Genomic DNA, 23,402 nt, shown 5'->3' with positions numbered 1-23,402 from the left:
GTACGGAGCGGTCAGCCCAGCGCCAGCCAGGCGGCGACCGCCAGGACGGCGATCACCGCGACGACGCCCACGATCAGGCCGACCCGGGGGCCGCCCGACGCGGCCACGGCCTGCGGCTGCTGTCGCTGCGGGGTGCCCTCGTCGACGAAGGCGCGGAACATCTGCGTGCTGCCGGCGGGGTCGTAACCCTCGGGGCCCTGCGGGGGCTGGCCCTGGCCGTACGGTGCTTGGGGGTTGTGTGCCATGGGCCAGGACCCTAGCGAAGTCGGGCTGGGGGGCCCAAGCCCCGGCTCCGGCGACCCGGCTTTGCCGATTCTTTAGCGCCGTTTGACCGATTTAGTTTGCCTGAAGCAACCATCCATCTCTATGGTTGCCCTAAGCAACAACATCAATGGGGTGCCCGATGGACAGAGGCAATCGGTACGAGAACCTCGCCCGCCAGGTGAGCGCCGTCGGAGCGGTGAAGCGCGGACTCGCGCGGACCCTGCCCGCCGACTGTCCCAGCGGATCCGCGATCGTCCTCGCCCTGCTGAACCACCACGGGGACGTACGGATGAGCCGGGTGGCGGAACTGATGGCCGTCGACCTCTCGGTCGGCAGCCGTCACGTGGCCCACACCGTGGACCGCGGATGGGTCGAGCGCCTGCCCGACCCGTCCGACAAGCGCTCCCGCATCCTCCATCTGACCCCGGCGGGCGCGGACATGCTCGCCACGCTCGACCGACGGCTGACCGCCATGCTCGCCCACACGCTCGCGGACTGGTCCGACGAAGACGTCGAACAGCTCACCACCCTGCTCGCCCGCCTCCGCGATTCCTTCGGGGACTGCCGGGCCCACCACGCTTGAGAACGAAGGAAGTTGATGGCTACGACCACACCCGAGACCGGTGTGCGCGGCGGGAGCGCCAAGGAGGGGGACACCTCCGGCGGCGCCCCCATGACCCACCGGCAGATCATGGAGGCGCTGTCCGGGCTGCTGCTCGGCATGTTCGTCGCCATCCTGTCCTCGACGATCGTCTCCAACGCCCTCCCCCAGATCATCACCGACCTGGACGGCGGCCAGTCCGCCTACACCTGGGTGGTCACCGCCTCCCTCCTGGCGATGACCGCGACCACCCCGCTCTGGGGCAAGCTCGCCGACCTCTTCTCCAAGAAGCTGCTCGTCCAGATAGCCCTGATCGTCTACGTCACGGGCTCGATCGTCGCCGGCCTCTCGCAGAGCACCGGCATGCTCATCGCCTGCCGTGTGGTCCAGGGCATCGGCGTCGGCGGTCTGACCGCCCTCTCCCAGATCATCCTGGCCGCGATGATCGCCCCGCGTGAGCGCGGCCGCTACAGCGGCTACCTCGGCGCGACCTTCGCCGTCGCCACCGTCGGCGGCCCCCTGCTCGGCGGCGTCATCACCGACACCGACTGGCTCGGCTGGCGCTGGTGCTTCTACGTCGGCGTGCCCTTCGCGATCATCGCCCTGATCGTCCTGCAGAAGACCCTGAAGCTCCCCGTCGTGAAGCGTGAGGTCAAGGTCGACTGGGCCGGCGCCTTCTTCATCAGCGCCGCCGTCTCCCTGCTGCTCGTCTGGGTCACCTTCGCGGGCGACAAGTACGACTGGATGTCCTGGCAGACGGCCGTCATGGTCCTCGGCGCGATCGCCCTCGGCGGGGTCTTCGTGCTCGTCGAGTCGAAGGCGAGCGAGCCGATCATCCCGCTCCGCCTGTTCCGCAACCGCACGATCACCCTCGCCTCGCTCGCCTCGCTCTTCGTGGGTGTCGCGATGTTCGCCGGCACGGTCTTCTTCAGCCAGTACTTCCAGCTGGCGCGGAACGAGTCGCCGACGATGTCCGGCGTCCTCACCATCCCGATGATCGGCGGCCTGTTCGTCTCCTCGACCGTCTCCGGCCTGATCATCACCAAGACCGGCCGCTGGAAGGCCTGGCTGGTCAGCGGCGGCGCCCTGGCGGCCGGCGGCCTCGGCCTGCTCGGCACGATCCGCTACGACACGGCGTACTGGCACATCGCGCTGTTCATGGCGGTCCTCGGCCTCGGCCTCGGCATGATGATGCAGAACCTGGTGCTCTGCACCCAGAACCAGGTGGCCCCCGCCGACCTCGGCGCCGCCTCCTCCGTCGTCACCTTCTTCCGCTCCCTGGGCGGTGCGGTCGGCGTCTCGGCGCTCGGCGCGGTCATGGCCCACCGGGTCACGGACTACGTCAAGGAGGGCCTGGCGGCGCTCGGCCCGAAGGCCGCGGCGGCCATGGGCCAGGGCGGCTCGGGCGGTGGCATCCCGGACATGGACAAGCTGCCGGCCCCGATCCGCACGGTCATGGAGGACGCGTACGGGCACGGCGTCGGCGACGTCTTCCTCTACTCGGCGCCGTTCGCGCTGCTCGCCTTCGTGGTGACGCTGTTCATCAAGGAGGTCGCGCTGAAGAGCAACGCGACGAAGGCGGAAGCCGAGTAACAGAGCTCCCGGGCGTGCTTCGAGCGGAGGCGCGGCCGGGTCCGGTACGGAGCGGCGGGCAGGGGACGGCCCGCCGCTCCGTCATTTCTGCCGTCGGGCGCCTTCGGCCTCGCGCGCGACCATGACCTCGATGCCGGCGATCAGGACGTCCAGGGCGTGGTCGAAGTCGCGGTCCCAGATGGCGCCGACGCTGCCGTGCGAGGCGCGCTCGTCGAGGATCTCCTGCATGCCCTCGATCTGGGGGCTGAACTCCGGGTCGTCCCGGAAGGCCTTCACCGAGTCCACGTAGAACTCGTCCTGCGACATCCCGGCCTCCGCCGCGCGCCGGCCGAACTGGGACTCGATCGTCCCGTAGCCGTACACGAACTGGAAGACCGCCGACATCGCGCCCGGCTGCCGGTCCAGCGAGAGGCCGGTGTCGCTGATCGCCTGCTGGATCTTGTACGCGACGGCGATCGCGTTCGGGCCGATGTTCAGGTACTGGCCGGCGCTCGGCGACATCCACGTGTGGCGGACCAGCATCGCCCGGTACTCCCGGGCGAGGACGCGGATCCGGTCCTGCCAGTCCCGGGCGGCGTCGATCGCCGCCAGGTCGAACTCGCCGTAGACGCTGTCCATGGCGAACTCGATGATGTCGTCCTTGGTGTCCACGTACCAGTAGAGGGACATCGCCGTGACGCCCAGCTCGGTCGCGAGCTTGCGCATCGACAGCTTGGCGAGGCCCTCCTCGTCGAGCATCCGGATCGAGGCTGCGACGATCCGGTCCCGGTCGAGACCGGCCGGACCGCCGCCGCTGCGGGTGGCCCGCTTCTCCAGCCACACGCTGGAACGCGCCGGGTTCTTGGCCCGATCGGCTGCCTTGACCATCGCGTTCCTCCGTCTGTCAGCTGTCCGTCACCATGCTAGGCAGCGACCGGCTGCTCGGCGGCCAGGGCCTTCTCGGCGCGCTCGGCCCGCTTGAGCAGAGCCGCCGCGAGCAGACCGCCGGCGAAGACGGCGATCGCGCCGACCAGCTGGCTGGTCTGGAGGCCGGTGGCGAAGGCGTCGGAGATCTGCCGCCGCTCGGCCTCGCCGCCCGCGGCGGCCAGCGCGGCCGGGAGCGAGCTCGCGGTCACGGCGACGAGCGCGGCGAAGCGGGCGTTGAGCACGGCGCCGAGGACGGCGACGCCCAGACCGTTGCCGAACTCGGCCAGGGTGCCGTTGATGCCGGCGCCCACGCCCGCCTTCTCCGGCGGGATCGCGCTCATGATCGCGTTGGCCATGGCGGGGTTGGCGACGGCGAGGCCGATGCCCATCAGGACCAGGCCGAGGAGCATGCCCCAGTAGGTGCCGTCCGTGCCGCCGCCGAGCAGGGCGATCGAGGCGAGCCCGGCCGCCACCAGGGTCATGCCGACGGCCACCGTGGGCGAGGTGCCGAGCTTCATCACGATCCGCGGGCCGACACCGGTGAGGTTGAGCGCGACGACGGTCAGCGCGAGCGGCGCCATCCGCAGACCGGCTTCGAGGGGCTCGTAGCCGAGGACGAACTGCAGGTGCTGGGTGAGCAGGAAGAGCGAGCCGCCCATGCCGAACATGACCAGGATCGCGCCGGCGACCGCGCCCACGAACTTCTCGTTGCGGAAGAAGTGCATGTCGAGCATCGGGTACGGGGTGTGCAGCTCCCACAGCGCGAAGGCGGCGAGGACGACGGCGCCGATCGCGGCCGGGACGAGCACCTCGGCCGAGGTCCAGCCGTGCGCGGGGCCCGTGATGATCGCGTACACGGTGGAGGTCATGCCGATGGTGGAGAGCAGCGCGCCGAGCAGGTCGGGGCGCTCGCCCTGGGGGTTCTTGGACTCGGGGACGAGCTTGAGGACGGCGACGAGCGCCACGACCGCGACCGGGATGTTGATCAGGAAGATCATTCCCCACCAGTAGTGGTTCAGGATCACGCCGCCGATCAGCGGGCCGCCGGCGAAGCCGAGGGAGGCGACGGTGGCCCAGATCGCGATGGCCTTGACCCGCTCCTCGTCGCCGAAGATCTGCATCACGACGGCGAGGGTGGTGGTCATCAGGAGCGCGCCGCCGACGCCCATGCCCGCGCGGGCGGCGATCAGCTGCGCGGTGGAGCCGGCGAGGCCGGCGGCGAGCGAGCCGAGGCCGAAGAGCGCGAGACCGGCGGCGAGCATCTTCTTGCGGCCGTAGCGGTCGGCGGCGTTGCCGGCGGTGAGCAGCAGGCCGGACTGGACGAGCGAGTACGCGTTGATCATCCACTGGATGTCGGTGGTGGACGCGTGGAGCTCGGAGGTCAGCGAGGGGATGGCGACGCTGAGGACGGTGTTGTCGAGCAGGACGGTGAGCTGGGCGAGGCAGATGACGCCGAGGATCAGCCAGCGCTGGGGATGGCTGCCGGTGGTTGCTGGCATGGGGAGCGACTCCTTGTACGGTGTACGAGGTCAAGGCTCGTACACCGTACAAGGACTCTCGTACGCTGTATAGGGATTATTTCCGCTCGGTCAGGTCGTAGAAGGTGGAGCTGCCGACGGTGACCTTCTCGAAGGTGGCCGTGACCCAGGCGGAGATCTCGGAGCTCGCGCCGGAGCCGCCGGCGGCGCCCATCTGCATGCGGTCGGACGAGACGAAGTAGTGGATCTTCCCCTCGGCGACGTAGCGCTTGAACTGGTCGAGCGTCGGGGACGGGTCGCTGCCGTTGAAGCCGCCGATCGCCATGACGGGCTTCCCGGTGGCGAGCTGGTAGCTGGCCGCGTTCTGCGCGCCGACGGCCGCCGCGACCCAGGTGTAGTCGTCGGCCTCCTTGAGCAGGGCCTCCCTGGCCTTCGTATCGACGCTCGCGCCGTTGAGCAGACCGCCGGGGCCGCCGCCGACGTACATGCCGGCCTGTCGGCTGCCGGGGCCGCCGCCGACGGGCCGGCCGGTGCCGGGGGGCTGCCGGCCGGTGCCGGGGGCCTGTCCGTTGGCGGGGGCCTGTCCGTTGGCGGGGGCCTGTCCGTTGGCGGGGGCCTGTCCGTTGCCGGGGGCCTGTCCGTTGGCGGGGGCCTGTCCGTTGCCGGGCATCTGACCGCCGCCGCCCGGGGCCTGGCCGCCGACCGGATTCTGGCCGCCCGGCATCGGGCCGAAGGCCACCCGGCCGTTCATCGGCCCCCGGCCGCCGCCCATCGCGCCACCCGGGCCCGCCGTCACGATCGAGCCCTGGTGCCCGGCGTCCACCGTCACCACGGTGTACGCCAACGGCCCCGCGAGCCCCGCCGCCAGGCCCAGGCCCGCCACCGCGAGGCCGAGGCGCCGGTCGACCCGGCCCGCGAAGAGCAGCCCGAGCGCCGCCACCGCACCGGCCACCAGGACCGTCCAGCGCAGCCACGGCAGCCAGTCCGGCGTACGGCCGAGCAGCGTCCAGGCCCACCAGGCCGTCACCGCCACCACCGCCGCGAGCGCCGCCGAGGCGGGCCACCTCGTCCGCTCCTCCCACAGCACCGCCGCGCCCATGCCGATCAGCGCCGCGAGGTACGGGGCCAGGGCCACCGTGTAGTACTCGTGGAAGATGCCGGCCATGAAGCTGAACACGGCCAGCGTCGTGAGCAGCGAACCGCCCCACACCAGGAACGCGGACCGCGCCGTGTCCGTCCGGGGCGCCCGCCAGGTGACGACGAGTCCGGCGAGCAGCAGGAGCAGCGCGGCCGGCAGCAGCCAGGAGATCTGACCGCCCACCGCCTCGTTGAACATCCGGCCGATCCCGGTCTCGCCCCAGCCACCGCCACCACCGCCGCCGGGGCGGCCGGGCAGTTCAAGGCCGACCGGCAGGTTCTCGGCCGTCCCGCCGGGACCGCCCGCACCGCCCCGGCCCCCGCCGCCGACGCTGCCGACCTCGTCGCCGTTGATGCGGCCGAGGCCGTTGTAGCCGAAGGTCAGCTCCAGGAAGCTGTTGTGCTGCGAGCCTCCGACGTACGGACGGGAGGACGCCGGCCACAGCTCGACCAGGGCCACCCACCAGCCCGCCGAGACGAGCATCGCGAGCCCGCCGAGGGCGAGGCGGCCGAGCCGCCGCACGAAGCCGCCCGGCGCGCACGCCACGTACACGAGGGCGAGCGGCGGCAGGATCAGGAAGGCCTGGAGGGTCTTCGCGAGGAACGCGAAGCCCAGGGCGACCCCGGCCCACACCAGCCACTTCGCGCTGCCCGACTCCCGCTCCAGGGCACGGAGCACGCAGTACACCGCGACCGTCATGAGCAGCGCGAGCAGCGCGTCCGGGTTGTTGAAGCGGAACATCAGCGCGGCGACCGGCGTCAGCGCGAGGACCGCGCCCGCGATCAGACCGGCGCCCGCGCCGAACCGGCGCCGGACGGCCGCGTAGAGCACGGCGACCGTGCCCACGCCCATGAGCACCTCGGGCACGAGGATCTGCCAGGAGCCGAGCCCGAAGAGGCGGACGGAGAGGGCCATCGGCCAGAGCGCGGCCGGCGGCTTGTCGACGGTGATGGCGTTGGCCGCGTCGAGGGAGCCGAAGAAGAAGGCCTTCCAGCTCTCGGAGCCCGCCTGGACGGCGGCGGAGTAGAAGGAGTTGGCGTAGCCGGAGGCGCTCAGGTTCCACAGGTAGAGCAGCGCGGTCGCGGCGAGCAGGGCGAGGAGGGCGGGCCGGACCCAGGGGGCGTCCTCGGCGCGTCCGCGCCACAGCCGGGCGAGCCGGCCGGTGCGGGGCGCCGCGTGGACGGCGGTGGGCGCAGTGGTCATCGTTCGTTCCTTGCTGAGGCGCGGTCCGGGAAGACCCAGAGCCGGAAGAGGAGGAAGCGCAGGACGGTCGCGGCGAGGTTGGCGACGATCAGGACGGCGAGCTCGGTGGAGTGCGCCGGATCGCCGGTCGCCGCGCCGAGGGCGGCGAGCGAACCGCTGGTCAGGGCGAGGCCGATGGCGAAGACCACGAGCCCCTGCGCCTGGTGGCGGACGGCCCGGTCCCGGCCCCGCACGCCGAAGGTGAGGCGCCGGTTGGCGGCCGTGTTGGCGACGGCGGAGACGAGGAGGGCGGCGGCGTTGGCGAGCTGCGGGCCGAGGCCGAGCCGGAAGGCCGAGTACAGCGCGAGGTAGAAGAGCGTCGACAGGACCCCGACCACGCAGAAGCCGACGAGCTGGCGGGCCAGGCCGCCGGGCACCCCGTTCAGGTCACGGTCCCGGGGGTCGTCGCCGAACGGCCGGGCGAGCCGGTCCAGGGGCAGCGAACCCGTCGCGAGGGCCCGCCCCACCCGCCACACGCCCTTCAGGTCGTCGGTCGCCGTCCGCACGATGTGGACGGTCGAGTCGGGGTCGTCGACCCAGTCGACCGGCACCTCGTGGATCCGCAGACCGGCCCGCTCGGCGAGGACCAGCATCTCGGTGTCGAAGAACCAGCCGGTGTCCTCGACCATCGGCAGGAGCCGCTCGGCGACCTCCCGCCGTATCGCCTTGAAGCCGCACTGCGCGTCGGAGAACCGGGCGGCGAGCGAGGAGCGCAGGATCAGGTTGTAGGCGCGCGAGATGAACTCCCGCTTCGGCCCGCGCACCACCCGTGAGGAGCGGGACAGCCGGGAGCCGATCGCCAGGTCCGAGTGGCCGGAGATGAGCGGCGCGACCAGCGGGAGCAGGGCGTTGAGGTCGGTGGACAGGTCCACGTCCATGTAGGCGAGGACGGGCGCGTCCGAGGCCGACCACACCGTCCGCAGCGCCCGGCCGCGGCCCTTCTGTTCGAGGCGTGCGGAGCGCACCTCGGGCAGCTCGGCCGCGAGGGCGGCGGCGACGGCGGGCGTCGTGTCGGTGGAGGCGTTGTCGGCGACGGTGATGCGGAAGCCGTACGGGAAGGTCCTCAGAAGGTGCGCGTGGAGCCGGCGGACGCACGGCTCCAGGTCCTTCTCCTCGTTGTAGACGGGGATCACGACGTCCAGGACGGGCCGTCCGGTGTCGCTCACCGGCAGGTGCTCCCGGGCGGGGAGGGCTTCCCCGAGGGTTTGGGTTGGCATGCTCCGACACTCGCCGGGGCCGCTGTCACGGCTGTGTGATGAGCCTGTGGCCTGCCTGTGAGTCCTGTGCGGCGTCCTGGTCGGCCGGCAGCCGGACGGTGAAGACGGTCCGGCCGGGGGCGCTCTCGACGCCCACCTCGCCGCCGTGCGCGAGCACGACCGCGCGGACGATGGCGAGGCCGAGGCCGGTGGATCCGGCGTTCCGGGAGCGGGAGGCGTCGCCGCGCGCGAAGCGCTCGAAGACGGCGGGGAGCAGCTCGGGCGGGATACCGGGGCCGTCGTCCTCGATCTCGACGAGGACGTCCGGGACCTCGGTGCGGGGCTCCGTGCGGGCCGCCGTGCGGACCCGGGCGGTGACCTTCGTGCCGGGCGGGGTGTGGGTACGGGCGTTGGCGAGGAGGTTCACCAGGACCTGCTGGAGCCGGGCGCCGTCGGCCCGTACGGCCGCGCCGTCCGTGGGCAGTTCGAGGCGCCAGTGGTGCTCGGGCCCGGCCGCGCGGGCGTCGCTGACCGCGTCCACGACGAGCGGGACGAGGTCGGTGGTCTCGTACGAGAGGGGGCGGCCGGCGTCGAGCCGGGCGAGCAGCAGGAGGTCCTCGACCAGGCCCGTCATCCGGGTCGCCTCGGACTCGATCCGTCCGAGGGCGTGCCGGGTGTCGGGGCCGCACTCCTCGCGGCCGCGCCGGGTGAGCTCGGCGTATCCCCGGATCGAGGCGAGCGGGGTGCGCAGTTCGTGGCTGGCGTCCGCGACGAACTGCCGGACCCGGGTCTCGCTCTGCTGGCGGGCGTCGAGGGCCGAGTGGACGTGGTCGAGCATGCGGTTGAGGGCCGCGCCGACCTGGCCGACCTCGGTGCGCGGGTCGGCCTCCGTCTCCGGGACGCGCTGATGGAGCGCCACCTCCCCGCTGTGCAGCGGGAGCCGGGCGACCTGACGTGCGGTGCCGGCGACCCGCCGCAGCGGGCGCAGGGCGATCCGGACGAGCACCGTCCCGGCGAGCGAGGCCGCGACGAGCCCGGCGCCGGTGACGCTCAGTTCGACGAGGACGAGGGTGGAGAGGGCGTCCTCGACCTCGGCGAGGGAGATGCCGGTGAGGAACTCGCCGTGCAGCCCGGCGGCGTACTCGACCCGGTACGAGCCGAGCCCGCCGGGCAGTTCGACGGTGTGCGGCCGGCCGTCGCGGGGGACGGCGGCGAGCGCGGCCCGCTGGGCCGCGTCGAGTTCGGTGACCCGTATGTTCCGCTCGTACGGCCCGCTGCCCCCGGCCTCCTTCGAGTACCCGGCCGAGGTCACCTCGCCGTCCTCGATGACCGCACCGAGGGTGCCGAGGGGGGCGCCGGGCCCCGCGACGAACGCGAGGGGTTTCTTCTCGGCGACCGGGTCGAGCGGGCCGGGCACGGGGGCCACGGCGACGGGCGGGCCGGCCGCCCGGTCGGCGACGGCGTGGACCTGCTCGTCGGCCTGGTCGTACAGGTACGAGCGGAACGCGATGGTCGTCACCGTCCCGATCACGGTCGCGACGACCGCGATCAGCGCGACCGCCGAGACGACGAGCCGCGTCCGCAGCGACCAGGGCCGTCCTCTTCGTACGCGCACGGACGCTACTCTCCGGGCTTGATCAGATAACCGGCCCCGCGCCGGGTGTGGATCATCGGCGAGCGTCCGGCGTCGATCTTCCGGCGCAGGTAGGAGATGTAGAGCTCGACGACATTGGCCTGGCCGCCGAAGTCGTACGACCAGACCCGGTCGAGGATCTGCGCCTTGCTGAGCACGCGGCGCGGATTGCGCATGAGGTAGCGCAGCAGCTCGAACTCGGTCGCGGTGAGGTGGATGGAGTCGCCGCCCCGCGTCACCTCGTGGCTGTCCTCGTCCAGGGTCAGATCGCCCACGGCGAGCAGCGACTCGCTGCGCGTCTGCGCGGCCCCGGACCTGCGGATGAGGCCGCGCAGCCGGGCCACGACCTCCTCCAGGCTGAAGGGCTTGGTGACGTAGTCGTCGCCGCCGGCGGTGAGCCCGGCGATGCGGTCCTCGACGGCGTCCTTCGCCGTCAGGAACAGCACGGGCACGTCGGGCAGTTCACGCCGGATCGAGCCGAGCAGGCTCAGCCCGTCGGCGTCCGGGAGCATGATGTCGAGGATGACGGCGTCCGGCCGGAACTCGCGCGCGGAACGGAGGGCGGCGGCTCCGTCCCCGGCGCTGCGGACCTGCCAGCCCTCGTAGCGCAGGGCCATGGAGAGCAGCTCGGCGAGCGAGGCCTCGTCGTCGACGACGAGGACGCGGACGGCGGTGCCGTCGGCGCGGAGCATGTCGGCGTGGGTGCCGGTGCGGGCGCCGGTGCTTCGGGTGGTCACGGTCATGGCACCCACGGTGGCGGCCGCCGCTGAGAGGCCTCTTTCCCTTTCCTGTGAATTCCCTGAGAAAGGGCCTCAGGCACGTGAGTGGCTCACCGTTTCACGTGAAACATCGCGGCTCCGTTCTCGTACAGGACCCGCCGGAGCCAGTCGTCGCCGAGCCCCAGGCGTTCGAGGGCGTCGAGCTGGTGGACGTACGGATACGGGATGTTCGGGAAGTCCGAGCCGAGGAGGATCCGGTCACCGAGGTCGAGGAGCCGCTTGCGCTCGGCCTCGGGGAAGGGCGCGAGCCGCTCGCTGAAGTCGGTGAAGGCCATGGTGGTGTCCAGGTGGACGCCCTCGTAGCGCTCGGCCAGGTCGAGGAAGTCGCCGTACTCCGGCATCCCCATGTGCGCGACGATCACCCGCAGCCGGGGGTGCCGGGCGAGGAGCCGTCCCATGGGCCCGGGGCCGGTGAAGTTCCCCGGGCTGGGACCGGAGCCGCAGTGCACGACGGCGGGGGTGCCGCTGTCGGCCAGGGCGCCCCAGGCGCCGTCGAGCGCGGTGTCGGCCGGGTCGAAGCCGCCGACCTGGAGGTGCACCTTGAAGACCCGGGCGCCGGCACCGAGCGCCTGGTGGACGTACGCGTCGACGCCCGGCTCGGGGTAGAAGGTCGCCGTGTGCAGACAGTCGGGGGTGCGGGCCGCGAAGTCGGCGGCCCAGGAGTTCAGCCAGGCGGCCATGCCGGGCTTGTGCGGGTAGAGCATCGCGGTGAAGGCGACCGCGCCGAACCCGCGCAGGAGGGCGAGCCGGCGCTCCTCCTCCTCGCGGTAGGTGATGGGCCACTCGACGCCGGTCAGGGGCCCGACGGCGTCGAAGTACGCCCAGACCTTGTCGAGGACGTTCTGCGGCATGAAGTGCGTGTGCACGTCGACGAGCCCGGGGATCCCGAGCCGCTCGACGATTCCGCGGCTCTCGCTAGTCACGCGCGTACCCGTAGCTGCGCTCGACCTTCCCGATGTGCACGCTGTAGCTCTCGTACCAGTGCTCTCGGCCGTACTCCTTGGCCGCCCGGTGCTCGGGGTGCCGCGCCCAGCTCTCCAGGGACTCCAGGTCGCGGAAGTACCCGACGGTGATGCCGATGCCGCCGGGGGTGCGGGCGGACTCGTAGCCGAGGAAGCCGGGGATCTCCCGGACGAGCTCCTGCATGCGGACGGAGGTCTCGGCGTAGCCCTCGGGGGACTCGGGACGGACGGACGTGAAGACAGCGGTGTAGTAAGGCGGTTCGATGCCCGCCACGAGCTTCTGGGTCATGTGATCACCCTCGCGGGGCGGGCCGGGGGATGTCCACGGCCCCCGGCCAAAGGGATCCAAGACTTTACGAAGCCTCAGAACAGCCCTTCCTGCGCAGCGGAATCGACCCCGGTCCGGGGAACGACCGGCACGGTGAAGGCACTCTCCTCCCCGGCCGGCTCCAGGACCCAGCCGCCCATGAGCCGGGTGTCGAGGGCGAGGCAGCGCCCGTCGGGGGCGAGGAGGTGCAGGTCGGGCCCGGCGGCGGCGAGCAGCCGCCCGGCGACGACGCCGCCGTCGACGAGCTCGGCGACCGTGCCGTCGAGGCGCGGCAGCCCGTCGAGACCGAAGACCCCCACGTGGTCGTGCGCGGCGAACTCCAGCGGATCCAGGGTCTCCGTCCAGCCGCCGACCGCGCGGGCGCGCCGGTACAGCTCCTCGACCTCGCGGGCCCGGTCCCCGGCGGGCGGCAGGGCGTGCCGGGCGGCCCTCTTCCGCTCGTACGCCACCCGGTCGGGCACGCCGAGGGCCTGCCGCAGCACCTCCTCGGTGCGCCGGGCGGCCATGAGCGGGCCCCGGCCGAGCCAGCTGAAGGCGACGGCGCCCTGCTCCAGGAGCCGGGCGTCGCCGCGGGCCTCGGCGGTGATCCCCACCTTGGTCATCCCGGGCCCGAACCAGGCCAGGTAGACGCGGTACGGCTGCGGGTCGTCGGCGATCGTGTCGGCCGCGACGGAGTGGGCCCGGTCGAGCCGCGCGCACTCGGGACACCGCCCGCCGGTGGCCCGCCCGGGCACGACGGCGTCCAGGGGGCAGGGGTTCCCCCGGGCCCCGGGGCACCGTCGGACCCCGACGACCCGGAAGGCGAGCCGCTGCCCGTACACGAGCGCGCTGACGCGCCCACCCCGCCACCGCAGCCCGGGCGCCCCACCACCCCACCCGATCCCCCGAACCCGCCACTCCACGCCGCCGCGCCTCCCTAAGCTCCCCGCATGCCACCCAGTCTCCGCCACATCCGCTTCCAGTCCCCGACGAGAGGCCCGCGCGGCCACCACCCCGGCGTCTTCGGCCTGGCCAACGCCCTGGCCGGGGAAGGAAGGCTCTCCCCCGAGGAGTGGACGATCTGGCGCGCCTCGAACGACTGGTACGACGCGCATTTCCCGAACCCGGCGGCCGTGGACCCGACGGTCTACGACCCGGCGGTGAACCCGGGGGCCGCCGCCTGGTTCCTGCCGACGGCGGCCGAGGCGCTGGCCCGGGTCGCCCCGTACCTGCGCATCCTGCGGGACCACGGCGTGCCGTGCGTCCGCCTGGAGTCGGCGGACCCGGGGCGGATCGTGTACGCGGACGCGTACCAGGTGGTGGCGGTGGGCCCGGCGGGTCACGGCAGCACGTAGATGCGGGTGCCGTCCGGGGCCGGGGTGCCCACCTCGCGCATGTAGCCGCGTTCCAGGAGGAGGCGGACGCAGGCGCGGACGCGTTCGCAGGAGAGGCCGGTGCGGTGGGTGACGTCCTGGGGGCGGTAGCGCACCCCGCCCCGTACGAGCGCGGGCGCCAGGCAGGAGGCGACCGTCCGCATGTCGCCGGTGATGGCCCAGGACTCCACGAGCGCCTGCGGGGTGAGCGTGACGGCGGCGCCGGTGCGCTGGCGGGGCACGGCGAGCCTCTCCAGGGAGTCGGCGACCCTGGAGAGGCTCTGCCGGGTCTCGCGGAGCAGCTCCGCGTGCTCGGCGTACGCGAGGGACTGCTCGTCGAATCGCCCTTCGAGCCGTACGAGGACGTCGACGAGCTCCGGCGGCAGCAGGAACCCGGCGTGCACCGGCGAGGGTTCGAGCCCGTATCCGCCGTATCGCTGGACCGCCGCCACGACCCCCGCCGTCCACGCCCGGAACGGCCCGGCCTCCGGGGTCCGGCACGCCCCGACGAGCTGGACGAGCCCCTCCAGGCTCACCATCCGCGTCGAGGCCCGGATCCCCGAGGCCCTGATCCCGTCCCCGCCCAGGTCCCGCGCCGCCGCCAGGCACTCCTCGGGGAGCGTCACGGTCCGCAGCGCCTCCCGCGTCCCCGCGTACCCCAGCCGCTTCGCCACGTCCACCACCGGGAACCAGTGGGTCCCGTCCGGCGCGGTCAGCCGCCGCAGGCGGGCTCCGGTGGCGGCGTGCACCAGGTCATCGATGTCGATCGCGTCCATCGATCATCACCTCCGCCTCGCAAGCTAGGCCGAGGGCATATTCAACTGACATGCAAATCAGACAGGTTCACCCAAAAGGGGAGGGTCCCCAGGTCAGGAACCGGTCGGCGGCCGGTCGCCCGCGCGCACCCCGACCGCACTAAAATCCGCACCATGGTGCTGACCATGGACGACGTGGACCGGTTCGAGACTTCCAGGCCCCGCCTGGAGGCGATCGCCTACCGCCTGCTCGGCTCGGCGAGCGAGGCCGAGGACGCCGTGCAGGACACCTTCCTGCGCTGGCAGGCCGCCGACGTCGACCTCATCGAGGTCCCCGAGGCCTGGCTGACCAAGGTCCTCACCAACCTGTGCCTCAACCAGCTCACCTCGGCCCGCGCCCGCCGCGAGACCTACGTGGGCGAGTGGCTGCCCGAACCGCTGCTCGCCGGCGACCCGATGCTCGGCCCCGCCGACACCGCCGAGCAGCGCGAATCCGTCTCGTACGCCGTCCTCGCCGTCATGGAGCGCCTCTCCCCCAACGAGCGCGCGGTGTACGTGCTCCGGGAGGCCTTCGACTACCCGCACCGGGAGATCGCCGAGATCCTCGACATCACCGAGGCCGGCAGCCAGCAGATCTTCCACCGCGCCAAGAAGCACGTCGCCTCCGGCAAGGCCCGCACCGAGATCGACGAGGCCGAGGCCCGGCGGATCGTCGAGGAGTTCCTCGCGGCCGCCACCAGCGGCCGCACCGAGCCGCTCGTACGGCTGCTCACGGGCGACGCCGTCTCGATCGGCGACGGCGGCGGCAAGGTCCCGGCGCGCGCCCGCGCGTTCGAGGGCGCGCTCGCGGTCGCGACGTTCATGCGGGGCCTCTTCAAGCCCGGCATCGCCAAGCGCAAGGTCATCGGCGGTTCGCCCGACGTCTACGCGACGACCGCCAACGGCGTCCCGGCGATCGTGGCGGTCCTTGACGGCCGGGTCGTCGGCGTCATGTGCCTGGAGGTCACGGCCGAGGGCATCACGGCCTTCCGCAACCAGGTCAACCCCGACAAGCTCGAGCGCGCGACGAGGCACTGGGCGGCGTCGGAGCACGGCGCCCCGCTGCTGACGGCAGCCTTCTAGAAGCATGTGACCCAGGTCACATCACTCACCTGTCAGGGATCGCGGGGCTGCCCGGTTCAAGGGGCGAAACCACGCGAGACAGGAGCAGGGACATGCAGCAGCACCGGATCATCGTCCTCGGGGCCGGCTACACCGGAGCCATCGTCGCCGGGCGCCTCGCCAAGCAGCTCCACCGCGAGGACGTCGCCATCACCCTCGTCAACGCCGAGCCCGACTTCGTCGAGCGGGTCAGGCTGCACCAGTTGGCGGTCGGCCAGGAGCTCGTGCACCGGCCCTTCAGCGAGATGTTCGCGGGTACGGGCGTCGAGCTGAAGCTGGCGACGGTGACGGCGGTCGACGCCGAGCGCAGGACCGTCTCCGTCACGACGGGAACCGGCGCCGAGGACCTGGCCTACGACACCCTCGTGTACGCCCTCGGCAGCGGCTGGAACACCCAGGGCGTCCCCGGCACCGCCGAGCACGCCCACGAGCTCTCCAGCCGCCCGGGGGCGCTCCGGCTGCGCGAGCGCCTGGCCTCCCTGGAGGCCGGACGGAGCGTGGTCGTCGTCGGCGGCGGCCTCACCGGCCTGGAGGCCGCCACGGAGATCGCGGAGGCCCGCCCGGACCTGGCCGTCACGCTGGCCGCCCGCGGCGAACTCGGCGACTGGCTCTCGGAGAAGGGCCGCCGGCACGTGCGGAAGGTCTTCGCGGACCTCGGCATCACCGCACTCGAGAACACCTCGGTCACGGCCGTCGAGGCGGACCGCGTCACCACCCCCGAGGGCTCCGTCCCGGCCGCGGCCACCGTCTGGACGACCGGCTTCGCGGTCCACCCGATCGCCCGCGCCACCACCCTGGACGTCACCGAGACCGGCCAGATCGTCGTCGACGGGACCATGCGTTCGGTCTCCCACCCCGACGTGTACGCCGTCGGGGACGCGGCCCGGGCCATGGGCCCGGGCGACAAGCCGCTGCGGATGTCGTGCGCCTCGGGCACCCCCATGGCCTGGCAGGCGGCCGACGCCATCGCGGCCCGCCTGACCGGCGGCAAGCTCCCGAAGACGCCGCTGCGCTACTTCAACCAGTGCATCTCGCTGGGCCGCAGGGAAGGCCTCATCCAGTACGTCACCGCCGACGACCGCTCGGTCGGCGCCGCCCTGACGGGCCGGCTCGCCGCGCGCTACAAGGAACTGATCTGCAAGGGCGCGGCCTGGGGCGTGGCCAACCCGAAGATGGGCATCCCCACCCGCCGCCGCCACGTCCTCACCACCCGGCCCGCCCCCGCCGAGGCCACGGCCTGACCACGCCCGCGGCCGGGCGCTCCCCACAAGAGCGCCCACCGCGGCCGCCGCCCCGACTCCCACCCGACAACGCAAGAGGCCCGGACTCTCGTCCGGGCCTCTTGTCTCTGTGCACTCGGCAGGATTCGAACCTGCAACCTTCTGATCCGTAGTCAGATGCTCTATCCGTTAAGCTACGAGTGCTTGTTTTTAGTTCTTGTCTCCGTTTCCCGGCCCTTTCGGCCCGCTGTCCCGGCGACAGGAAGAACATTACATGAGTCCCGCCGTCATGTGAAATCCATTGGCTCCACCCCTTCTGACCTGCGGAAACGTGATGCGCGAGCGAGGCGGACGGAGGGGCTCCGGGGCGGAGCGGGAGTGCTTCGCGCACCGAAAACGAGCGGAAAGAGACCGGGGTCACATCAGGTCTGCGCAAGGGTGCGGGCGTGCGGATGCGCAGGGGCGCGGGCACGCAGAAACGATCGAAGCCCCGGCCTCAAGGGCCGGGGCTTCGATCGTCTTGCGGAGGCGGAGGGATTTGAACCCTCGATGGGCTTTAAGACCCAAACCGCATTAGCAGTGCGGCGCCATAGACCGGACTAGGCGACGCCTCCTCGCACCGTGCGCATGCGCGGGTGGTGCGTGCAGATGATGACACAGGCGAACCGGCTGTCACCAATCGATTCTCACCGTACCGGTCGTTCGGGGTCCAGGGCAAAGCCCGGCCCCCGCCCGGCGCACCCCGGTTGCGCAACGCCGGGGCGGGCGGAGCGTTAGAGGGGAGGGGCGTGTCGTGCGTGCGCGCCCGTCGTCCTTCCGCGCTCCTGGAGATCCGCATGCTGCGCAGTCTCGTCCTCGCGTCCCTCGCCACCGCCGCCGTGGGGGCCGCCGGTCTCGGCCCCCTGCCGCCGCTGAACCTGTTCTCGTCCCCCGACAGCCTGACCGTGACCGTGGAGAGGAGCGGGCACCGCGACGCCGACGGCACCTTCCGGCTGACCTGTGGCGACCCCGTCGAGGGCGACCACCCGGCCGCCGAGGACGCCTGCAGGCGGCTGGGGCAGTTGGGGAGAGAGGGTGGAGATCCGTTTGCGCCCGTGCCCGAGGGACAGATGTGCACCCAGGTGTACGGCGGGCCCGCGGTCGCCCACGTCACCGGCACCTGGCAGGGCCGTCGGGTCGACGCCCGGTTCTCCCGGGCGAACGGGTGCGAAATCGACCGTTGGGAAAATCTGGAGCCTCTGCTTCCCCTCGCCCGGGGGTGACGCCCGGAGGCTCCCTTAGACTCCCCTCAGTGACAGGCTGCGGCCCGAGGGGCAAGATGGGGCCGGGCCGATAGGGCGAGCACGTGCAGTGCGTCAGGGAGGAAGCGTCGTCGTGAGCAGCAGGCCATCCCGGGGCGCTGCTCGCCTCGCAGCCATACTCGACGCCCTCCCCGACGGCCTCGTGCTCGTCAACTGCAACGGCACGGTCGTCAACGCCAACACCATCGCCCTCGGCATGTTCGAGACGCCCGGCACCGCGCTCGTCGGCCGCGGCCTCCTCGATCTGCTGCCCACCTTCGACTCGCGCCTCATCCCCGGCTCCATGCGCCGGCCCGACGGCGCCGACGAGCGGGGCCGCACCAAGCCGACCCGGATGATCGCCCGCCGCACGGACGGCTCCGAGTTCCCCGTCGAGGTGTCCAACGCCAGCCTGGAGGACGGCCGCGAGGCCTACGACTCGTACGGCGGCTACACCGGCGACGAGCTGCTCATGCTCGTCGTCCGCGACCTCACCGGCACGCTCGACACCGAGGCCGAACTCGCCCGCTCGCAGCGGCAGACCGAGATGATCCTGCGCGCCGCTGCCGAGGGCGTCGTCGGCACCGACACGGACGGCCGGGTCGTCCTCGTGAACCCCGCCGCCGCGCAGATCCTCGGCTACCGCGCCGGAGAGCTCGGCGGCCAGGAGCTGCACCCGCTGATCCTCGCCAAGCGCGCCGACGGCGAGCCCTTCCCGTACGAGGAGTCGCCGCTCGCCGACACCCTCAAGTCCGGGCGCAAGCACCGGGTCCGCGGGCAGGTCCTGTGGGCCAAGAAGGGCGACCGGGTGCCGGTCGACCTGACGACCGCTCCGGTGCGGGACGGGGACCAGCTCGTCGGCGCGGTGATGACCTTCACCGACCGCAGGCCGTACGAGCAGCTCGTCGAGGAGCACGCCGCCGAGCTCGCCGACCGCGCCGAGCGGCACGCGGCGGAGCGCGAGGCCCAGGCGGAGAAGTACGCCTCCCTCGCCGCCCGCCACGAGCAGCTGACCGCCGTCCTCGCCGAGTCGCTGCGCGGGCCCCTGGAGGAGCTGCGCACCCAGCTCGGCACCCTCGCCGCCGACGACGCCGGGCAGCTGTGGCCCGAGGCCAACCAGGTCCTGCACCACCTCGCCGCCGGGTACGCCCGGATGACCGCCCTCGTCGACAACGTCCTCGGCTACCAGCGGCTCGACGCCGGTGACGAGAAGCTGGCCAAAGAAGTGGTGCTGCTCGACGGGATCGTGACCGGCGGCATCGACAGCGCCGTCGAGCTGATCGGGCCCGGCCGCGCCCAGTTCGCCGTGCACGCGCCGCCGATCGAGGCCGAGGTGGACGCGGCGCGCCTGAAGACCGCCCTCGCGCACCTCGTCGCGGACGTCGCCGGCGTCGACGCGACCGGCAAGAGCAAGGCCGAGCGGACCCCGAGCGACTCCACGATCGTCGTCGCGGCCGCGCAGCGCGGTGACGTCGTACGGATCGAGGTCCGCGGCCCGTACGCGGGCGGCGACCCGGTCCACGGGCCCGTCGTGCGCGGGATCGTGGCGGCGCACGGCGGTGTCGTGCAGACCCACGAGGTGCCGGGGACGAGCGGCGGCGCGTACGTGGTCGAGGTGCCGCTCGGGGCCGGCCGGGGCACGGTCCCCGCGCCCGCGCCGGAGCCGGGCGACGCGCCCGCCGGCGCACGCGCGGCCCTCGCGCTCCCGGCGCAGGCCTCCGGGGACCCCGTCCCCGAGACGCCGTCCGTCGCGGCTCCCGGCGGGCTCCCCGGCGCGGGTACGGCTCCGGGCGCGGCGCCCGACGGGGCCCCCGCCGGTGCCACGGTCGCGGGTTCCGGTGCCCACCCGGCTCCGGCCGCGATCCCCGGCCCCGAGACCTCCGGCGGCGGGCGTCGGCGGGCCCGGCGTGCTTCGACGGACGCCTTCCTGGAGAGCGCGGTCGCGCCCGAGGGCGGTGCCGAGCCGAGCGGGCGCCGCCGTGCCCGTACGGGAGAGCCCGCCGAGCTGATCCCCGCCCAGCAGAACGCGGCCGTGGACCCCCCGGTGCCCTCCGGCACCCCCGTGGAGCCCACCGGGCGCCGCCGTGGCCGCCCTGCCGAGGGTTCCGTGGTGACCGCCGCCGAGGGCGCGCAGGGGCGTCCCGCGCTCGGCGCGGCCGTGCCGCCGCAGGGCGTCGCCGTCGAGCCGGCGGGGGCTCCCGCCCTGGCCCTCGCGCTGCCCGCCGTCGCCTCCGCCCCCGTCGAGGAGGCGCAGCCGAGCGGCCGCCGCCGGCGTGCGCTGGCCGCCGCGCAGGAGCGGGCCGCCGCGGCCGAGGCCGGGCCCCGCACCCCGTTCGCGCTCGGGCCCGTCGAGGCCGACCGCGAGGCCGAGCCGGCGCTCCCGGCCGCCGCTCCCGTGACCGGTCCGCCGCCGGTCTCCGACGAGGGGCGGCACGAAGCCGTACGGGGCGTCCCGGACGCCGGCCACACGCCGCCGCAGCCCCACCCGCACGTACAGCCGCAGGCCGGGGCGCCGACGGCCGTCGAGCCGACCGGACGGCGGCGCGCCGTGGCGTTTCCGCGGCCGGAGACCGCGACGGAGGCCGCACCGGAGCCCGCGCAGCCCGCGCCGGGCAACAGCACCGGAACCGGCACCGGCTCCGTACCGCTGCCTCCCGAGCTGCCGATGCCGATGACCGTGTCGAAGGACTCGACCCAGGGGCGGGCGTTCAGCGTCCGTACCCTCGGGCAGGGCGTCCCCTTCGTCCCGCCGGCCCCGACGGCCGCTCCCGCCGTGCCCGCGCCCTCCAACGGCTCCGGGCGGCGGCGCAGGCTCGCCACCCCGCCCGCGGTCGACCCGCCGGTCCCGGCCGCGCCGCCCGCGCCCGCCGAGGCCAGGCCGCACCCGCAGCCGACCGCGCCGGCGCCCTCCCCGAACGACACCCCGGCCGAGGGCCGCGCGTACGCCATAGGGGCGCCCGCCGAGGGTTCCGCCGAGGGGCCCGAGCCGCTCGACGGCCCGGGTGGCGCGGTCGAGGTCGCCAACCGGCCCGCCCCGCAGCCCGTCGACGACGAGCTGCCCCCTGAGCCCCTGGACAACCCGCGCCGGCTGCTCGTCTGGCCCGCGCCCGACGTCTCCACCCAGCAGGCGCTGAGCGACCGCGGCTACCGGCCGGTGATCGTGCACTCCCGCGAGGAGGTCGACGCGCAGATCGCCGCCTTCCCGGCCGCGCTCTTCGTCGACCCGCTGACCGGGCCCATCACCCGGACGGCGCTCCAGTCGCTGCGTCAGGCCGCCGTCGCCGCCGAGGTGCCGGTGCTGCTCGCGGCCGGGCTCGGGCAGGCGACCCGGGAGGCCGCGTACGGCGCGGATCCCGCCGTGCTGCTCAAGGCGCTCGCTCCGCGCGACAGCGAGCAGCACCCGTCCCGGGTCCTGCTGATCGAGGAGAACGAATCCATCGCGGAGGCGCTCGCGACCACCCTGGAGCGGCGCGGGATGCAGGTCGCGCAGGCGGAGACGGACGCCGAGGCGGTCATGCTGGCCACCCAGACCCGGCCGAACCTGGTGGTGATGGACCTGATGCAGGTGCGCCGCCGCCGGGCCGGGATCATCGACTGGCTGCGCGCGAACGGGCAGTTGAACCGCACGCCGCTCGTCGTCTACACCTCGGCCGACCTCGTCGAGGAGGAGCTGCCGAAGCTGGACTCCGGCGAGACGGTCCTGTTCCTCGCCGAGCGGTCGAACAGCGCCGAGGTCCAGGCGCGGATCGTCGACCTGCTCGCGAAGATCGGCACCAACTAGAACCAACCGGTCGGCACCGACCGGAACGGGAGACGGGGAGGGCCTCGGCCCTCCCCGTCTCCCGTTCCCGTTCCTGTTCGCTACAGCTGGGTCACGTCCAGCTCGCCCTCCGCGTACTGCCTGCGGATGACCTTCTTGTCGAACTTGCCGACGCTCGTCTTCGGCACCGCCGGGACGATCGCCCAGCGCTCCGGCAGCTGCCACTTCGCGATGCCGCCCTCGTCGGCGAGGAAGGCCCGCAGCGTCTCGTAGTCGGCCGTCTCGCCCTCCTTGAGGACGACGGTGGCGAGCGGGCGCTCGCCCCACTTCTCGTCCGGCACCGCGACGACGGCGGCCTCGGCGACCGCCGGGTGCGCCATCAGGGCGTTCTCGAGCTCGACGCTGGAGATCCACTCGCCGCCCGACTTGATGACGTCCTTGGCGCGGTCCGTGAGGGTGAGGTAGCCGTCGGGGCTGATGACGCCGACGTCGCCGGTCTTGAGCCAGCCGTCCTCGCTGAACTTGTCGGCGGGGCGGATCTCCTCGGCGTCGATGCCACCGAAGTACGAGCCCGCGATCCAGGTGCCGCGCACCTCCAGCTCGCCCGCCGACTCGCCGTCCCAGGGGAGGTGCTCGCCGCCGGGGCCGACGAGGCGCGCCTCGACGCCGGCGGGGAAACGTCCCTGCGTGACGCGGTACGGCCACTCCTCCTCGGCCGTGAGGCCGTGCGGCGGGTGGGCCATCGTGCCCAGCGGGGAGGTCTCCGTCATGCCCCAGGCGTGGCAGAGGCGGACGCCGAGCCGGTCGTACGCCTCCATGAGGGAGGGCGGACAGGCGGCACCGCCGATGGTGACCTGGGTCATCGAGGAGAGGTCGCGGGGGTTCGCGGTGACCTCGGCGAGCAGGCCCTGCCAGATGGTGGGGACGGCGGCCGCGTGGGTCGGCCTCTCGCGCTCGATCATCTCGGCGAGCGGCGCCGGCTGGAGGAAGCGGTCCGGCATGAGCATGTTGATGCCGGTCATGAAGGTGGCGTGCGGCAGGCCCCAGGCGTTGACGTGGAACTGCGGGACGACGACCAGGCTCGTGTCCTTGGCGGTGAGCCCCATCGACTCGGACATGTTCACCTGCATGGAGTGCAGGTAGATGGACCGGTGGGAGTAGACGACGCCCTTCGGGTCCCCGGTGGTGCCGGAGGTGTAGCACATCGCGGCGGCCGTGCGCTCGTCCAGCTCGGGCCAGTCGTACGCGGTCGGGCGGCCGGCGATCAGCTCCTCGTAGTCGTGCACGCGCGGGGCCGCGCCGTCCAGGACGGAGCGGTCGCCCGGGCCCGTGACGACGACGTGCTCGACCGTCGGCAGGTGCGGGAGCAGCGGGGCGAGGAGGGGCAGCAGGGAGCCGTTGACGAGGACGACCCGGTCGGCGGCGTGGTTGACGATCCACACCAGCTGCTCGGGGGGCAGGCGGAGGTTGAGGGTGTGGAGCACCGCGCCCATGGAGGGGATCGCGAAGTACGCCTCGACGTGCTCGGCGTTGTTCCACATGAGGGTCGCCACGCGCTGGTCGCCGGTGACGCCGAGTTCGTCGCGCAGGGCGTGGGCCAGCTGGTGCGCGCGCGTTCCGGCCTCAGCGAACGTGCGGCGCTGCGGCTCCGGCTCGCCCGTCCAGGTGGTGATGGTGGACTTCCCGTGGATCGTCATCCCGTGCTGGAGGATGCGGCTCACGTTCAGTTGTACGTCCTGCATGGTGCTGTACAC

At 73.2% G+C, this 23,402-nt stretch carries 18 protein-coding genes, 2 tRNA genes and 1 pseudogene; 7 read left to right on the top strand and 14 right to left on the bottom strand.

Annotated features, from left to right (window positions below; all coding sequences use genetic code 11):
• Nucleotides 1-11: 11 nt before the first annotated feature.
• Complete coding sequence (locus GGE06_RS17085) at nt 12-245, bottom strand: hypothetical protein (RefSeq protein WP_116159863.1); 234 nt, start codon at nt 243-245, stop codon at nt 12-14.
• A 158-nt stretch (nt 246-403) separates the two neighbouring features.
• Here GGE06_RS17085 and GGE06_RS17080 point away from each other — a divergent pair, with 158 nt between their 5' ends.
• Nucleotides 404-847, top strand: coding sequence for a MarR family winged helix-turn-helix transcriptional regulator (locus GGE06_RS17080; RefSeq protein WP_184931181.1), 444 nt, complete (start codon nt 404-406; stop codon nt 845-847).
• A 90-nt stretch (nt 848-937) separates the two neighbouring features.
• Nucleotides 938-2,452 (top strand): annotated as a pseudogene (locus tag GGE06_RS17075) (MDR family MFS transporter); the annotation flags it as partial.
• Nucleotides 2,453-2,539: 87 nt separating this feature from the next.
• Here the strand turns inward: GGE06_RS17075 and GGE06_RS17070 are convergent.
• From GGE06_RS17070 to GGE06_RS17030, 9 genes are all read right to left on the bottom strand, one after another.
• Entirely contained in the window at nt 2,540-3,325 is a 786-nt protein-coding gene (locus GGE06_RS17070) for a TetR/AcrR family transcriptional regulator (protein WP_116159866.1), read from the bottom strand.
• A 35-nt stretch (nt 3,326-3,360) separates the two neighbouring features.
• On the bottom strand, nt 3,361-4,863 hold the full coding sequence (locus tag GGE06_RS17065) for an MFS transporter (RefSeq protein ID WP_116159867.1): 1,503 nt from the start codon (nt 4,861-4,863) through the stop codon (nt 3,361-3,363).
• A 76-nt stretch (nt 4,864-4,939) separates the two neighbouring features.
• Nucleotides 4,940-7,183: an ArnT family glycosyltransferase gene (locus tag GGE06_RS17060; protein WP_184931180.1), complete on the bottom strand. Its 2,244-nt coding sequence runs from the start codon at nt 7,181-7,183 to the stop codon at nt 4,940-4,942.
• Nucleotides 7,180-8,439 (bottom strand): bifunctional glycosyltransferase family 2/GtrA family protein, encoded by a 1,260-nt coding sequence (locus GGE06_RS17055; protein ID WP_116159869.1) that lies wholly within the window; start codon nt 8,437-8,439, stop codon nt 7,180-7,182. Before GGE06_RS17055 ends, GGE06_RS17060 begins: the two co-directional genes overlap by 4 nt.
• A gap of 25 nt (nt 8,440-8,464) precedes the next feature.
• Nucleotides 8,465-10,033, bottom strand: a complete 1,569-nt coding sequence (locus GGE06_RS17050) for a sensor histidine kinase (protein WP_312883166.1) — start codon at nt 10,031-10,033, stop codon at nt 8,465-8,467.
• Nucleotides 10,034-10,038: 5 nt separating this feature from the next.
• On the bottom strand, nt 10,039-10,794 hold the full coding sequence (locus GGE06_RS17045) for a response regulator transcription factor (protein ID WP_116165411.1): 756 nt from the start codon (nt 10,792-10,794) through the stop codon (nt 10,039-10,041).
• Nucleotides 10,795-10,880: 86 nt separating this feature from the next.
• On the bottom strand, nt 10,881-11,753 hold the full coding sequence (locus tag GGE06_RS17040; RefSeq protein WP_116159871.1) for an amidohydrolase family protein: 873 nt from the start codon (nt 11,751-11,753) through the stop codon (nt 10,881-10,883).
• Complete coding sequence (locus GGE06_RS17035) at nt 11,746-12,081, bottom strand: antibiotic biosynthesis monooxygenase family protein (RefSeq protein WP_116159872.1); 336 nt, start codon at nt 12,079-12,081, stop codon at nt 11,746-11,748. The genes GGE06_RS17040 and GGE06_RS17035 overlap by 8 nt, the downstream gene beginning before the upstream one ends.
• A gap of 74 nt (nt 12,082-12,155) precedes the next feature.
• The gene (locus GGE06_RS17030; protein ID WP_184931179.1) at nt 12,156-13,022 is read right to left on the bottom strand and encodes a DUF2797 domain-containing protein; all 867 of its coding nucleotides are present in this window, start codon (nt 13,020-13,022) and stop codon (nt 12,156-12,158) included.
• Nucleotides 13,023-13,049: 27 nt separating this feature from the next.
• On the opposite strand from GGE06_RS17030, the gene GGE06_RS17025 reads away from it, so the two are divergent.
• A complete protein-coding gene (locus GGE06_RS17025) occupies nt 13,050-13,454 on the top strand; it encodes a hypothetical protein (RefSeq protein WP_116159874.1) in 405 nt (134 codons plus the stop codon).
• On the opposite strand, the gene GGE06_RS17020 is transcribed toward GGE06_RS17025, so the two are convergent.
• Complete coding sequence (locus GGE06_RS17020; RefSeq protein WP_116159875.1) at nt 13,439-14,248, bottom strand: BRO-N domain-containing protein; 810 nt, start codon at nt 14,246-14,248, stop codon at nt 13,439-13,441. The genes GGE06_RS17025 and GGE06_RS17020 overlap by 16 nt on opposite strands.
• A 153-nt stretch (nt 14,249-14,401) precedes the next feature.
• Between GGE06_RS17020 and sigJ the strand changes: the two genes are divergently transcribed.
• Together sigJ and GGE06_RS17010 are read left to right on the top strand one after the other, a co-directional pair.
• Entirely contained in the window at nt 14,402-15,349 is a 948-nt protein-coding gene (sigJ, locus tag GGE06_RS17015; RefSeq protein ID WP_116159876.1) for an RNA polymerase sigma factor SigJ, read from the top strand.
• Between the two features lie 92 nt (nt 15,350-15,441).
• Entirely contained in the window at nt 15,442-16,629 is a 1,188-nt protein-coding gene (locus GGE06_RS17010) for an NAD(P)/FAD-dependent oxidoreductase (RefSeq protein ID WP_116159877.1), read from the top strand.
• A gap of 110 nt (nt 16,630-16,739) precedes the next feature.
• On the opposite strand, the gene GGE06_RS17005 is transcribed toward GGE06_RS17010, so the two are convergent.
• Nucleotides 16,740-16,812, bottom strand: a tRNA-Arg gene (locus GGE06_RS17005).
• A gap of 319 nt (nt 16,813-17,131) precedes the next feature.
• Nucleotides 17,132-17,222, bottom strand: a tRNA-Ser gene (locus GGE06_RS17000).
• Between the two features lie 183 nt (nt 17,223-17,405).
• Between GGE06_RS17000 and GGE06_RS16995 the strand changes: the two genes are divergently transcribed.
• Nucleotides 17,406-17,870, top strand: a complete 465-nt coding sequence (locus tag GGE06_RS16995; protein WP_376773554.1) for an SSI family serine proteinase inhibitor — start codon at nt 17,406-17,408, stop codon at nt 17,868-17,870.
• A 112-nt stretch (nt 17,871-17,982) separates the two neighbouring features.
• Complete coding sequence (locus tag GGE06_RS16990) at nt 17,983-21,669, top strand: PAS domain-containing protein (protein WP_184931178.1); 3,687 nt, start codon at nt 17,983-17,985, stop codon at nt 21,667-21,669.
• An 80-nt stretch (nt 21,670-21,749) separates the two neighbouring features.
• Here the strand turns inward: GGE06_RS16990 and GGE06_RS16985 are convergent, their stop codons facing one another.
• Nucleotides 21,750-23,402, bottom strand: coding sequence for a long-chain fatty acid--CoA ligase (locus tag GGE06_RS16985; protein WP_116159880.1), 1,653 nt, complete (start codon nt 23,400-23,402; stop codon nt 21,750-21,752).

The sequence above is a fragment of the Streptomyces nymphaeiformis genome (assembly GCF_014203895.1).
Lineage (GTDB): Bacteria > Actinomycetota > Actinomycetes > Streptomycetales > Streptomycetaceae > Streptomyces > Streptomyces nymphaeiformis.
This window is presented reverse-complemented; position numbering and strand designations above follow the sequence as displayed.

What these genes read in the sequence shown, in the direction of transcription:
- sigJ (WP_116159876.1), top strand. Translation starts at nt 14,402, where the DNA reads ATGGTGCTGACCATGGACGACGTGGACCGGTTCGAGACTTCCAGGCCC.
- GGE06_RS17060 (WP_184931180.1), bottom strand. Translation starts at nt 7,183, where the DNA reads ATGACCACTGCGCCCACCGCCGTCCACGCGGCGCCCCGCACCGGCCGG.
- GGE06_RS17035 (WP_116159872.1), bottom strand. Translation starts at nt 12,081, where the DNA reads ATGACCCAGAAGCTCGTGGCGGGCATCGAACCGCCTTACTACACCGCT.
- GGE06_RS17010 (WP_116159877.1), top strand. Translation starts at nt 15,442, where the DNA reads ATGCAGCAGCACCGGATCATCGTCCTCGGGGCCGGCTACACCGGAGCC.
- GGE06_RS17065 (WP_116159867.1), bottom strand. Translation starts at nt 4,863, where the DNA reads ATGCCAGCAACCACCGGCAGCCATCCCCAGCGCTGGCTGATCCTCGGC.
- GGE06_RS17080 (WP_184931181.1), top strand. Translation starts at nt 404, where the DNA reads ATGGACAGAGGCAATCGGTACGAGAACCTCGCCCGCCAGGTGAGCGCC.
- GGE06_RS17055 (WP_116159869.1), bottom strand. Translation starts at nt 8,439, where the DNA reads ATGCCAACCCAAACCCTCGGGGAAGCCCTCCCCGCCCGGGAGCACCTG.
- GGE06_RS17025 (WP_116159874.1), top strand. Translation starts at nt 13,050, where the DNA reads ATGCCACCCAGTCTCCGCCACATCCGCTTCCAGTCCCCGACGAGAGGC.
- GGE06_RS17085 (WP_116159863.1), bottom strand. Translation starts at nt 245, where the DNA reads ATGGCACACAACCCCCAAGCACCGTACGGCCAGGGCCAGCCCCCGCAG.
- GGE06_RS17020 (WP_116159875.1), bottom strand. Translation starts at nt 14,248, where the DNA reads ATGGACGCGATCGACATCGATGACCTGGTGCACGCCGCCACCGGAGCC.
- GGE06_RS17070 (WP_116159866.1), bottom strand. Translation starts at nt 3,325, where the DNA reads ATGGTCAAGGCAGCCGATCGGGCCAAGAACCCGGCGCGTTCCAGCGTG.
- GGE06_RS17045 (WP_116165411.1), bottom strand. Translation starts at nt 10,794, where the DNA reads ATGACCGTGACCACCCGAAGCACCGGCGCCCGCACCGGCACCCACGCC.